This is a genomic window from Tolypothrix bouteillei VB521301, from assembly GCF_000760695.4.
Lineage (GTDB): Bacteria > Cyanobacteriota > Cyanobacteriia > Cyanobacteriales > Nostocaceae > Scytonema > Scytonema bouteillei_A.
On the sequence record NZ_JHEG04000001.1, the window covers coordinates 3759980 to 3772513 of the forward strand.

Consider the following 12534-nt stretch of genomic DNA (forward strand, 5'->3'; position numbering starts at 1 on the left):
TGGCTAGTGGCTAATAGCTAATGGCTAGTGGTACTTCATCATCAACTATTAGCAATTAGCAATTAGCGATTAAAAATAACTAATGACAAAGGATTATTGAAAAATGAGCTTTTTTGTTGCTGTAGACCAAATTGAAAAAGTTTTCTCCTTATCCGGTGGCGGTCAGTATATTGCTCTCAAAGGAATTGACCTTCAAATAAAAAAGGGAGAGTTTATTTCTCTCATTGGTCACTCCGGTTGTGGTAAATCTACCCTACTCAATATGATTGCGGGTTTGGATCTACCAACTGATGGTTTGGTAGCACTAGAAGGACAAAAAATTACAAAACCCGGTCCAGATAGGATGGTGGTGTTTCAAAATTATTCACTCCTACCTTGGCGCTCAGTACGGGAAAATATTGCTCTTGCTGTCGATGCGGTGATGAAGGACGCATCTGCGGGTGAACGCAAAGAAATTGTGGAAAAGCACATTGATTTGGTTGGTTTGCGTCCTCACGCTGATAAAGCCCCAGCAATGTTGTCAGGGGGGCAAAAACAGCGGGTTGCGATCGCTCGTGCTTTAGCGATTCGTCCCAAATTACTCCTATTAGATGAACCTTTTGGAGCATTGGACGCACTGACAAGAGGCAATTTGCAAGAACAGTTGATGCAAATTTGTCAAGAAAATGAAGTGACTGCGGTTATGGTGACTCACGATGTTGATGAAGCCGTGCTGTTGTCTGACAGAATTGTCATGCTGACGAACGGACCGGAATCCAAAATAGGACAAATTTTGGAAGTTGATATTCCCCGACCCCGCAAACGGATGGAGGTGGTAGAACATCCGAGCTACTACAGCTTGCGGAGTGAGATGATTTACTTCCTCAATCAACAAAAACGGATTAAGAAACTAAGGGCGCGGAAAACCACAGCAGTTTCCCGTCACGGTTTAGAAAAAGTTAACTTAGATATTGGCTTCCTTCCTCTGACTGCTTGCGCCCCTCTTGCTGTTGCAAAAGAAAAGGGCTTCTTTACAAAGTACGGTCTAGATGAAGTCAACTTAGTAAGAGAATCTAGCTGGCGTGGAATTACTGATGGAATCGCTGGTGGATATTTGGATGCGGCGCAAATGCCAGCTGGTATGCCTGTTTGGTTAACTGTAGGTGGTCATGGAGATGTCCCCACACCTGTTGTTAGCGCACTTACATTAACTCGTAATGGCAATGCCATTACCTTAGATAAACGTTTTTATGACAAAGGGGTTTATACTTTAGCTGATTTCAAACAGTTATTACAAGAATCTACAGAGCAAAACCATACTTTAGGAATGGTACATCCTTCGTCAATGCACAATATGCTTCTGCGTTACTGGTTAGCAACAGCAGGCATTGACCCCGATGTAGATGTTTCTCTCAAAACCATTCCGCCAGCACAAATGGTTGCTGACTTACAAGCAGGAAGTATAGATGGTTACTGCGTAGGTGAGCCTTGGAACCTCCGTGCTGCAATAGAAGGTGTTGGTTTTACCATCGCTACCGATTTAGAAATTTGGCAAGGACATCCAGGCAAAGTTTTGGGGGTCCGCGAGGATTGGGCAAACAAATATCCAAATACTCATATCGCCTTAGTTAAAGCTTTGTTGGAAGCTTGTCGGTACTGTGCTGATGAAAAGAACTTCCCAGAAATTCGTCAGATCTTAGCAGCTCGCGAGTACATTAGCACTAACGAAGATTATATCCAGCTTGGCGATCCAAACTCTGTGGTTTGCAACCTCGAACAACCAATGCGAGAGTACGCCCACCACTTGTTCTTTGGTGATGGAGTCAATCGTCCCAGCCGTACCGAACATTTATGGATGATGACTCAAATGGCGCGTTGGGATGATATTCCCTTCCCCCGCAACTGGATGGAAATTTTGGAAAGAGTTTGTCGCGTTAGCGTGTTCAGTACAGCAGCCCGAGAATTAGGTTTGCTTGATATTAAATACCATCGCGGTCCTATCCAGTTGTTTGATGGCGTTGAATTTAATGCTGACGATCCTATTACTTATCTCAACAGTCTCGAAATCAAACGCAATGTTTCTGTTGCAGAAGTAGCTATCGACTCACGTTCCACCTTTGTCGCAGCTTAATAATTCTTAACAATCCACAATCAAAATTAAAAAACAATGTACGAGCGTAGATTTGTTTCCAACGAAGCCCCCAAAACCTCCCAACAGTCTCAGCCTTTAGCTATTCCCACCCGTCCCCAACCTTTCTTGGTGATGGAAAACGTTTCTAAAGTTTATCCCACACCAAAAGGTCCCTTCGTAGTCCTAGACGATGTTAATCTCACAGTTAATCAAGGGGAGTTTATTTGTGTAATAGGACACTCAGGGTGTGGTAAATCAACTTTACTGAATATGGTGGCAGGTTTTACGAAACCTACTGCTGGTTCGGTGTTGCTCAACTCCAACCCCATCACTCAGCCAGGACCCGATCGAATGATGGTTTTCCAAAACTATGCTTTGTTACCCTGGTTGACGGCGTTTGAAAATATTTATCTGGCTCTTAACGCTGTTTTTCCCAACAAGCCAAAGGCACAGAAGTCAGCCATGGTACGAGAACATCTAGCCCTAGTAGGACTGACAGAAGCGGCTGACAAAAAACCAACCCAGCTCTCTGGGGGTATGAAACAACGGGTTGCGATCGCTCGAGCTTTGGCAATTCGTCCTCAAGTCCTGATATTAGACGAGCCATTCGGAGCTTTGGACGCTATTACTAAAGAGGAATTACAAGAAGAATTGCTGAAAATTTGGAACGAGCGGCGATGCACGGTATTGATGATTACTCACGATATTGATGAAGCGCTGTTTCTTGCAGACCGCTTAATTATGATGACAAATGGACCTGCGGCAAATATCGGTGAAATCTTAAATATTCCTTTCCCCCGTCCACGCGATCGCGCCCGCATTATGGAAGATCCGAAATACTATCAACTTCGCAACTACGCTCTTGATTACCTCTTCCGTCGTTTTGCTCATGATGAGTAATAAGTAGTACGAGCATCCTGCTAATACTACAAAATGTCAACAAAAATATTTTTGTCAGGTGGGCAATGTCCACCTCTTTTATTTTTTATTTGCTACAAAAAAGAAAAACAGAAATTTTAGATCGCGTCAATGACTTCAAAAGTTTTATCCGGGCTCATAGGAGTATGTGTGGGGGATGCTTTAGGTGTTCCCGTAGAATTTACAAGCCGTGCAGAACGATCGCACTCGCCCGTTACTTCAATGCAGGGTTACGGAACTTGGGATGTGCCACCAGGCACCTGGTCTGATGATAGTTCGCTGACCTTTTGCTTAGCTGAATGTCTTTGCGATGGGTTTTCACTTGATGCGATCGCTCAGTCATTTTGGCGTTGGTATAACAACAATCACTGGACAGCAAGTGGAGAAGTTTTTGATATAGGCAATACAACATTTCTTGCTCTCACAAATATAAAACAAGGAGCGCCGCCTTTAAAAGCAGGAGAGAAGAGTGAAAAAAGCAATGGTAATGGCTCCCTAATGAGAATCTTACCTATAGCTTATTGTCATAAAATATTAACTTTCTCAGAACTAATTTCTCGGGCACAGCAAATTTCTTGCATCACGCACGCTCATCTTAGATCGCAAGTGGCTTGCGGTATTTATATCAGTATTGCAGTTGCTCTTTTAAAAGGATCTGACCCAAGCACAGCTTATCAACAAGGATTAAAAAACATAGAAGGTATTTACTCAGATGCTAAGTACGCTTCAGAAATATCCCATTTTGCCAGAGTGATGAGTGGTGATATTGCTCAGTTATCAGAAGAGAGTATTAATTCAGGTGGGTATGTCATCGATACTTTAGAAGCATCGCTTTGGTGTTTGCTGAATAGCTCATCTTATGCTGAAGCAGTTTTAAAAGCTGTTAATTTAGGCGGAGATACAGATACAACTGCTGCTGTTACAGGAGGATTGGCAGGCATTTACTATGGAATAGAAAATATTCCAGAAGAATGGATTGAACAAATTGCTCGGAAAGACGACATTATTGATTTGGCAGCTCGTTTAGCAGCAGTTCTTGGTTACTAAACTGCCAAAAGAATAAAATAATTCTGTACGCTATTTACTTCTAGCTATAAGATTACCTTTCTTCTCCTCGCATTCTCCTCTGCGTTCTCTGCGACTCTGCGGTTTCTTAATCGAAATATTGCGATACACCAATTTTCTTCTTTTCTTTCTTCGTGTCTTTTGCGACGAGTGCGGTTCATTTAAATTAGATAATCTTCAGACGGGACAGCAGTAATTAAAAGTACAGCAGCTATCAACAAAATCCGTAAGGAGTCCCACACCGTAATCTTTGATTCGGTGTCGGGAGGAATTACGGGCACCCTTTGTTGCGTCCTCCGACCCTTCGGGCTAGCAGTCGCTACAAGTCGGCGGAGCCGCCCAACGCGCTGCTTGCCAATTCTTGCCGTAGGCAATCTTAGGAAGGTGGACAGCGACAAATCAAGCAATTTCTTAGACTGCTACGCATAACCTCGCGCTCCGTTTAATTAATTGCACTTTTGATGGACTGAATTGTCCAAGCCTATGCCAGTTGTGGTCATAAATTGAAACGTTCTTAGTTTTGGTAGTTTGAGTGTAACCACCAATCCAACCTATATAAGTCTTTCCAGTTTTCTGAGCTTTAACCAAATCCCCAGAACGAAATCCAAATGGTGTGATAGTACCGCCCTTAATCAGGTAGTTTGTAAATAATCCAGACTAGGGAAATATCTGGAAGTACGTATCAGGCAATGGCTACTAGGCTAGTCATCTCTTAGTCACAAGCTGATTCTTGCAAGCCTACACTGTACTTACGGTGTCAGTGTAGGTAGTTGACTCTACTTGCTCGGAAATCCACTGAAGGTAAGGCTGAGAACCAGCTACTACAGGTAGGGCAATAATTTCTGGAACTTCATAGGAGTGCAGTTCGCGAATTTTTTCTTCTAAGGCGGGAAAATGTGCCAAATCAGTTTTAATTAGTAACTGCCATTCTTGCTCTTTGTGTTTTTGTCCTTGCCAAGTGTAAATAGAGTGGATTGGCATGATGCTAACGCAAGCAGCTAGCTTAGCCTCTACGAGGGCATTTGCTATTGTTTCTGCCTCTTCTATTGAAGAAGCTGTTACTAACACTACACCGTATTTAACTGATTTATTCATAAATGAAAATTGCTAATGGCTAATGGCTAATTGTTCTACTTAACAAATGCCTGTAAATGTTGGGTTTCGTTCCTCAAACGCCACGTCACTCAACGGGGGGAACCCAGAGCAGTTGCTTCAACGGGGGGAACCCCCGCAACGCACGGCTCTGGGCACATGAGTGGCTCCCCAACCTACTAACTCTGTACGGGCGCGGTGGTCTTGCGCCCCTACGAACAACTAACGACTAACCATTAACTAAACCGTAGTCGATGACAAAGAATAAACTTGACCATCAATTAACAGTCGAGTAATTCCTTTGGCATGCAAGTGATAGCGAGCTTTGTGCAACATTTTGCTGTCAGGGATTTTAATCACGCGATCGCGTTTGGTAGAAAAGCGTTTGGCTACTCGGTGGTTATCAAACACGGGTAGAGTTCTTTGCTGGGTTTCCAAATTGGGAATTTGTCCTAAATCTCCAAAATCCCTTAGCGGTCGGGTAATTAATTCTGAGGAACGGTCTATGACGAGATAGCACGTTTTTGGCAAAGCTGCGGCTGACAATGGTAAAACTCGAACCGAATCACTCTTACTTGTTCTTGCTACTAGCCTTGGTCTTTCTTCAAAATCTTCATCCTCATCATCATCGTCATATTCATCCTCATCATCGTCTAAATCATCCAAATCGTCTGACTCGTCTAGCAAGTCCTCACCAAACATTTCTGCTATCACGTTGGTTTCCGGATGCGTGTTTTCTCCTAATGGACTGGGAATGTTTGTGATTTCGGGTGATTTTTCTTCTAGCAATTCCAATTGTTCGGCAATTGGTTCCTCGATAACTGGTAAACTAAGTTGCTCTTGCTCGTCTTCCGATGTTGAGGAGCGGCGCTTCACTCGTCTGGTTTTAGTAGATACTGGCTCAACCACTTTCTGAGATTCGCGTTTGCTCTTAGTGGGTGTTGGCTCAACCACTTTCTGAGATTCGCGTTTGTTCTTGGTAAGTGCTGGGTCAATAACTTTCCGAGGTTTGGGTTTTTTCTCTGTCTCTGGTTCTTCTTGTGGTTGAACCTCGACCACTTTCTGAGCAATAACGGGAGTTGCTAGCGGTTCTTCCTCGGTTTCTTCTTGTTCGTTAGCAAACACGGGCAGATTGTCATAGCTAACTTGTGCCCTGCCTTCAGGAGTTCTAGCAGCACGTTTCAAAGAAACAAGATACTCGTACTCATCTTCAGGCAAAGTGCTTTTTAACAAGCGGCTAATCGTAGAATTACTTACGTCGTAGCGCTCTGCCAAAGTTGAGGTTGTTTCAGCAGTTTCACGATATAACTTTAGAATTTCTTTTTTGTCTGATTCTGTTAGTTTTCTCACGGTAGGACACCAGCCATTCCTTAATCTAAGTTCTTTTTCTTCCGCCTGCACGCCGCGAACGGTTTATTGATGCGTCATGTTCTAAAACAGCGCCCAAGCCAAATAAAACTCCGCTCCAAACCCAAAATACCTCAAGTATCTCTCCACTTTGATAATTTGGAATCCAATTTGTGGCATATTTAAACCACATATCGGCTACATACAGCGAAAACGCTGCTGCTGCTATCATTCGCCAAGATAGGGAAACTCTTCCCCCCCAAAAGGCTAGCAGTAGAGTGGACGCAATTACTAATAGTAATACATCGCTAACGATATAAAACCAGTTTAAAATTGCTGCCGCATTTTCTTCCCATGTTGGGATGGCTGCTTTGGCTGCTTCTTGTGGTGGTGGACTCGAAATTAGCCATGCTAATGCGCTACCAAGTATTGCGATCGCTAGCACGATTGCCCATTGCCATTTATCGAGATTCAGCCTTCTAGAAGCCACTGCCAGGATCATACCCACACCGAGCAACACGTAAGTTGCGACAAAGAATACATCAGCCAAAGAAAGAATTGGTTCTTGTCCTAAGGCTATTTCTGTATACCCAAAAATTATCCCTCCAAGGAAATAAGAAAGCATACCGATGCCGATGGACAGCCAAACATTTCGACCGCTGACGATTTGCGGGCTGCGCCAATTTCTCAAACATAAGATACCAGCACCTAAGTAAGCCATTGCTTCAAAAATATTTGTACCTATTACATACCACTCCGCACGTTTTTCTATGCCATCTGTGTCTGGAATTCTGGCACTGAATAACATAAAGTATAACAGTGCAAGTACACCCCAGCCCATACTTGCCAAGACAATGTTCTGGGTGGAGAACATGGATTTATTTCGGTGGGTTTTGTTGTAAGCGCTACTCATAGAACTTTACAGTATAAATGCACTCTAGCAGTTTTTGTGGCTGATTAACATAACACTGACCAGCGATCGGGGCTCGGTGACCGATAAATTCTCGTATTTCAAAATTGGGGATTTGAAACGTGAATTATCTGTTGTTTTCCATAAATGGGTTTGGGGTCTCTTACCAGATACATAACTGGTCAATTTAAGATACTTAAAAACTGCTGTCAGTTAATGCCACAGTTTACTCAAGGGAGATTGATTTAGCCAACTGATAAAAAGCGATCGCTCGCCTTCTGGCATCTCTTGCAATCTTTCGCCCACTTGATGGGCAAAATTAGTATTGCCAAAAGATGCTTTTGCCAATCGATGCAATTCTTGCAAGAACGTAATAACGTGATGTTCTTGCCAACTCGGCACTTGGGCTAGCTCTTGTAAGTCCATAGTCAGCAGGTTTTTAACAGCTTCTGGTGACGATACCAGAGGAAACTGCCATTGCTGCATGACTTCGGCAACACTTTTTTGAAATAATGTTGCTTGTTTTGAACCTAAAAAGTCTTCTATATCAATAAACACAGATTGCAGCAGCAGCAGACTGGCAAGAGTAAAAATGTCCATCTTGCTACTACTTCCCGTGTCACTACCTATCTGGTCTACACGAACTTTACCCCAAACGCTGTAGCGATCGGGTTCCTCTAGTAGAACGCAGGCTTTGCCTCGGTTATCGGTTAAATCTCTCCACAAAGCTTTAGCCTCTTCTTCTTGACTGGCTTTGAAGACACTGATTAACCGAAAGGTTTGCCCCTGATAATAGAGGATTGGCACCTGCTGTTCTCGCTTTGGGTGCTGAATGGTAGATATTTCTACATCCTGCCGTTTCAAAATAAACATGACACTGGCAAATAACCTTACCGGGGCTTTTATACATGGGACAAATCAGCGCACGCTAGCTGCATGGCAAATGATGCAGCCTTGTACGCAGTTTTTAGAGCTTGCCAAGACAAACTCAAGGGCAAATCGGCATAAACAAATAATCCATATGCAGGGTTGTGAGTGTACATATAATATCTAGCGCCTTGGATCTTAGCCTTGACGATGTGAAATCTGCAATAATTTTAATTTGCTTTACGCAAAGGTTTGTCATTTTTGTGTTTATATATGTTATAATCGTTTTGTTTGTTAACAGTTTGGGTGCGTAACTCAGGGGATAGAGTAGCTGCCTTCTAAGCAGCGAGTCGCAGGTTCAAATCCTGCCGCACCCGTTTAAACCAAGTAAAACCTCACAAAGAGAGTAACCGGGATAGAATAATTACTGGTGTTGGGGGTTTAGTTAGTTACATTATACTAAGTGCAAAGCTTACGGTGTCGAAAAGCTACTGCGAAGTTACTGCGTACAGATCGAAGCATTTACGTAAAAATTTTTAGCAGCAGCCAGTCACCGAATAATTCGTAATTCATAATCACTATGAATTACAAATTACGAATTACGAATTACTGCGCTCCCGGTCCTGCAGTAACGATGACCAATTTATCTGGATGAATTAATTCCTGAATAACCTGTTGCACTTGAGCGATAGTCACTGCTTCAATGCGCTTGGGATATTCCCGGATTTCTGCTGGAGACAAACCGTAAATAGCATTACCTAAAATTACATCCGCTACGTTACTTGGATTTGCCAATTCTACAGGGTAACTGTTGGTAATTGAGCGCTTTGCAGCGTTTAACTCAGCTTCGGTGATTCCCTGGTCTCGCAATTGCTTAAGTAAAGCCACAGTGCTAGCTATTGCTTTGCGAGTGTCTCCCGGAGCCGTTTGCATTTGGATTAAAAACGGACCGGGATTAATACCTGCAGCAAAAACACTGTAAATACCGTAGGTAAGACCTTGGCGATCGCGGACTTCAGTACCCAATCGGCTGGATAAAGTATCGCCACCTAAAATTTCATTCAGTACTAAAGCAGTATAATAACGCGGGTCTTTCCGAGATATACTGTTGTAGCCAATGTAAGTGACATCTTCTGCCTTACCCGGAATCACCGGATTTAGCTGTGTCGTATTCTGGGGTAAAGAGACTGAAGCTAGATTGAGCGCTGGTGGGTTACCCTCAGCCTTCCATTCACCAAAAGCTTTCTTGAGCAAAACTTTGACTTGACTTGGTTCAAAATCACCAACTAGAGCAACAGTCATTGTGTCCGGACGGTAGTGTTCTTGGTAAAAGCGCACAAGATCGTCACGAGTAATACTTTTCAAGCTCTGCTCTGTAGGAAAACTATGAAAAGGGTGATTTTCTGGATAAATCGCTTGTTGAAATACCCGTCTTCCCAACCCACGAGGATCGTCTAACTGTACTTTTAAACTGGTCAGCGATCGCTGTCGGCTAAGTTCAAGCTGAGCGTTGGGAAAATTAGCATTTTGCACGACATCTGCCAATGTATCAAGTAAGATCGACAAATTAGCAGATAAACCATTGCCGCTAATACTAACCCCCTCACGATTCGCCTGAAATCCCAAACTAGCGCCCCGATCTTCCAAAGTTTTTGCCAGAGTTAAAGCATCTTTGGTTTGGGTTCCATTCATGAGGTTAGCAGCAACCAGATTAGCCAATCCTGCTTTTCGATCGGTATCAAATACGCTACCTGCTAGAATTTGTCCGCTAAGGTTAACTGTAGGAACACTGCGATCGGGAAGTAAGAGAACTTGCAAACCGTTTTTGAAGATAAATTGTTCTGGTAGCGGTTGCTTTGTAGAAACACGAGTTGCTTTAGCTGCAGGAAGGTATTTAGCCAATTCAGCTGGATCTACAGGTTTACCAGGGCTGAAGTTCTCTACAGTGCGCCCGGAACTAGCACTCTTTTCTCCTGATTTAGCATCACGAACAGTTGGTTCAAAAAAGCCGATAGTTTGTTGAGCCGGATTCAAATAAGTTTTTGCGGCTCGCTGTACATCTGCTGCTGAAACTTTGCCTATTGCCTCAAGATACCGCTTGATGTAAAGATAATCACCCGAAACAGTTTGGCTGTATCCTAATTGAGTTGCTAGGCTGGTAATGTCTTGGTTGTTTAGAACAAAAGAAGCTTGGAGTTGTGTTTTTGCGCGGTTCAACTCATCGCTAGCAACCTGTTTTTGTTGAAGTTCTGTTAAAGACTGTTGCAGAACTTGAGAAATTTTAGAGAGTTGTTGACCTGGAACTGCTGTAACGTTAATTTCGTACCAACCAGGTTCAAGGAGTTCTGCAGGGCTTGCACTTACAGAACTAGCCAGACCCGATTCCACTAAAGCTTGGTAAAGTCTAGAACTGCGTCCCCCAGTCAAGATGGCATCCATCACATCGATAGCAGCGACATCTGGATGGTTGGCATCAGGCAAAGGATAGACAGCTTGTAACAGTGCTGCACTACCCGGTTCTTTGAGGACAATTGGTGACCGAGAAGAAGGGGAGATAGGGCGAGGAGAAGATGGAACCAATTCTCTGTGTCCCCGTGTCCCGGTTTCTCCTTGTCCTCGTTTCGGTAGTTTTCCAAAGCTTTGTTGAATGGATTTGAGAACCGCTTGAGTGTCAAAATCTCCAGTCACCACTAATGTTGCATTGTCAGGGCTGTAGTACGTTTGGTAGTAGTTGCGAACTTGCTCTAATGTAAATTGTTCTACATCTGCTTTCGTACCCCCAACAGGTAAACCGTAAGCCCGTTTCGGAAACGCTGCTCGCATGACAGCACGACTGAGACGATACCCTGGCGAATTTTCATAACCCTGCAACTCTGAAATAACAACGCGTTTCTCGCTTGTCAGCTGGTCGGCTTGAATCAATGCGCTTTCCATACGGTCTGCTTCTAGAGTCAGCAGTGCATCCAGTTTATCTTGCTGTACTGTACTAAAATAAGCTGTTTCATCATAACTGGTAAAAGCATTAAACTGGCTACCCAAAGCACTCAACAAACGACCAAACTGTACCGGACGGTCAGTAGTGCCTTTAAACATTAAATGTTCTAGTTGGTGAGAAATACCGTTTTCTCCTGCTTGCTCGTTGCGCGAACCAACTCGATACCATACTTGTACGCTCACCACAGGCGCTGTATGAACTTCCTTAGTGAGTACTGTTAAACCATTCTCCAAAACCGTTTTTCGCACTCCTTGGGTGAGTGAAAGACCAGCAACAGGCGTAACTTCTGGTTGGAGGGCTGCAACGGAAAAATCTCTGACCCACAGCATTCCACTCAGAATGAGGATCGAGAGAATAAGAATCGATGGACGTATCTTGGCAAGAAAAGACATAGCAGTCAGTACAAGCGTAAACAGCACATATAACTTTAATGTTATTTAGAAACTGCAACCGCGTTCGGAAAAGTTGTCAACACGGTATTAATGAAAATGAGTCTATGTGGTTTTCCCTACTTTGCCAAATTTTGTGTAAAGAGGTATAACGGGCAAAGAATAGTCAAATTAATAACATTAATTTTTATGCCCACCAGTACTCAAAACGTTCAAACAATTCTTAATAATCTCAAACAAGCCTATCCCAATGCCAAGTACGAGCTTGATTGGGAAACTCCCCTTCAACTCCTTGTTGCAACGATTCTCGCAGCACAGTGTACTGATGAACGCGTTAACAAGGTCACTAAAACCTTATTTCCTAAATATCCCACAGCGCAGGCTTATGCTGAAGTCGATATTTTAGAACTAGAAGAAGACCTCAAACCAACTGGTTTCTACCGCAATAAGGCAAAAACTGTCAAAAGTATGTGTCAAGACTTAGTTGAGAGATATGGGGGAGAGGTTCCCAAAACAATGGATGAACTGGTGACGTTACCTGGAGTGGCTCGCAAAACAGCCAATGTCGTCCTCAACACGGCTTTTAATATGCCTTCTGGAATTATTGTTGATACCCATGTCGCTCGTGTTAGCCAACGTATGGGCTTAACAAAACGTAAAACTCCAGAAACGATAGAGCAAGAATTGATGTTACTTGTTCCTCAAGAAGAATGGACTTTTTGGGGACCTGCTGTCGTTCTTCACGGTCGTTACACCTGTACGGCAAAAAAACCAAAATGCTCGGAGTGCGTTCTAAAAAATGTGTGTGAAAAAATTGGTGTAACGACTACTGACAACTAAC

The 12534-nt window shown here is 43.3% G+C and carries 9 protein-coding genes and 1 tRNA gene; 5 read left to right on the top strand and 5 right to left on the bottom strand.

Annotation, left to right across the window (positions count from 1 at the left end; all coding sequences use genetic code 11):
• Positions 1-103: 103 nt before the first annotated feature.
• The 3 genes from HC643_RS14850 to HC643_RS14860 all read left to right on the top strand — a co-directional run bounded on the left by HC643_RS14850 (position 104) and on the right by HC643_RS14860 (position 4075).
• Entirely contained in the window at positions 104-2110 is a 2007-nt protein-coding gene (locus tag HC643_RS14850; RefSeq protein ID WP_050045803.1) for an ABC transporter ATP-binding/substrate-binding protein, read from the top strand.
• Positions 2111-2146: 36 nt separating this feature from the next.
• On the top strand, positions 2147-3010 hold the full coding sequence (locus HC643_RS14855) for a nitrate ABC transporter ATP-binding protein (protein WP_038074671.1): 864 nt from the start codon (positions 2147-2149) through the stop codon (positions 3008-3010).
• 129 nt (positions 3011-3139) lie between these two features.
• Positions 3140-4075 (top strand): ADP-ribosylglycohydrolase family protein, encoded by a 936-nt coding sequence (locus HC643_RS14860; protein WP_038074669.1) that lies wholly within the window; start codon positions 3140-3142, stop codon positions 4073-4075.
• A 756-nt stretch (positions 4076-4831) separates the two neighbouring features.
• Here the strand turns inward: HC643_RS14860 and cutA are convergent.
• The 4 genes from cutA to HC643_RS14880 form a co-directional block, all read right to left on the bottom strand.
• Positions 4832-5188: a divalent-cation tolerance protein CutA gene (gene cutA, locus HC643_RS14865; RefSeq protein WP_038074666.1), complete on the bottom strand. Its 357-nt coding sequence runs from the start codon at positions 5186-5188 to the stop codon at positions 4832-4834.
• 237 nt (positions 5189-5425) lie between these two features.
• On the bottom strand, positions 5426-6535 hold the full coding sequence (locus HC643_RS14870) for a hypothetical protein (protein WP_038074847.1): 1110 nt from the start codon (positions 6533-6535) through the stop codon (positions 5426-5428).
• Positions 6536-6560: 25 nt separating this feature from the next.
• Complete coding sequence (locus tag HC643_RS14875) at positions 6561-7445, bottom strand: hypothetical protein (protein ID WP_038074664.1); 885 nt, start codon at positions 7443-7445, stop codon at positions 6561-6563.
• 210 nt (positions 7446-7655) lie between these two features.
• On the bottom strand, positions 7656-8315 hold the full coding sequence (locus tag HC643_RS14880; RefSeq protein WP_038074662.1) for an Npun_F0813 family protein: 660 nt from the start codon (positions 8313-8315) through the stop codon (positions 7656-7658).
• A gap of 298 nt (positions 8316-8613) precedes the next feature.
• On the opposite strand from HC643_RS14880, the gene HC643_RS14885 reads away from it, so the two are divergent.
• A tRNA-Arg gene (locus HC643_RS14885) sits at positions 8614-8686 on the top strand.
• Between the two features lie 229 nt (positions 8687-8915).
• Here HC643_RS14885 and HC643_RS14890 read toward each other — a convergent pair.
• Positions 8916-11696, bottom strand: a complete 2781-nt coding sequence (locus tag HC643_RS14890; RefSeq protein WP_038074846.1) for a M16 family metallopeptidase — start codon at positions 11694-11696, stop codon at positions 8916-8918.
• Between the two features lie 186 nt (positions 11697-11882).
• On the opposite strand from HC643_RS14890, the gene nth reads away from it, so the two are divergent.
• Positions 11883-12533 carry an endonuclease III gene (nth, locus tag HC643_RS14895; RefSeq protein ID WP_038074845.1) on the top strand — a complete coding sequence of 217 codons (651 nt, stop codon included), beginning with the start codon at positions 11883-11885 and terminating at the stop codon, positions 12531-12533.
• Position 12534 lies beyond the last annotated feature (1 nt).

Bases quoted from the DNA above. Each gene is read 5' to 3' on its own strand.
- HC643_RS14875 (WP_038074664.1), bottom strand. From the start codon at position 7,445: ATGAGTAGCGCTTACAACAAAACCCACCGAAATAAATCCATGTTCTCC.
- HC643_RS14850 (WP_050045803.1), top strand. From the start codon at position 104: ATGAGCTTTTTTGTTGCTGTAGACCAAATTGAAAAAGTTTTCTCCTTA.
- nth (WP_038074845.1), top strand. From the start codon at position 11,883: ATGCCCACCAGTACTCAAAACGTTCAAACAATTCTTAATAATCTCAAA.
- HC643_RS14855 (WP_038074671.1), top strand. From the start codon at position 2,147: ATGTACGAGCGTAGATTTGTTTCCAACGAAGCCCCCAAAACCTCCCAA.
- cutA (WP_038074666.1), bottom strand. From the start codon at position 5,188: ATGAATAAATCAGTTAAATACGGTGTAGTGTTAGTAACAGCTTCTTCA.
- HC643_RS14890 (WP_038074846.1), bottom strand. From the start codon at position 11,696: ATGTCTTTTCTTGCCAAGATACGTCCATCGATTCTTATTCTCTCGATC.
- HC643_RS14880 (WP_038074662.1), bottom strand. From the start codon at position 8,315: ATGTTTATTTTGAAACGGCAGGATGTAGAAATATCTACCATTCAGCAC.
- HC643_RS14860 (WP_038074669.1), top strand. From the start codon at position 3,140: ATGACTTCAAAAGTTTTATCCGGGCTCATAGGAGTATGTGTGGGGGAT.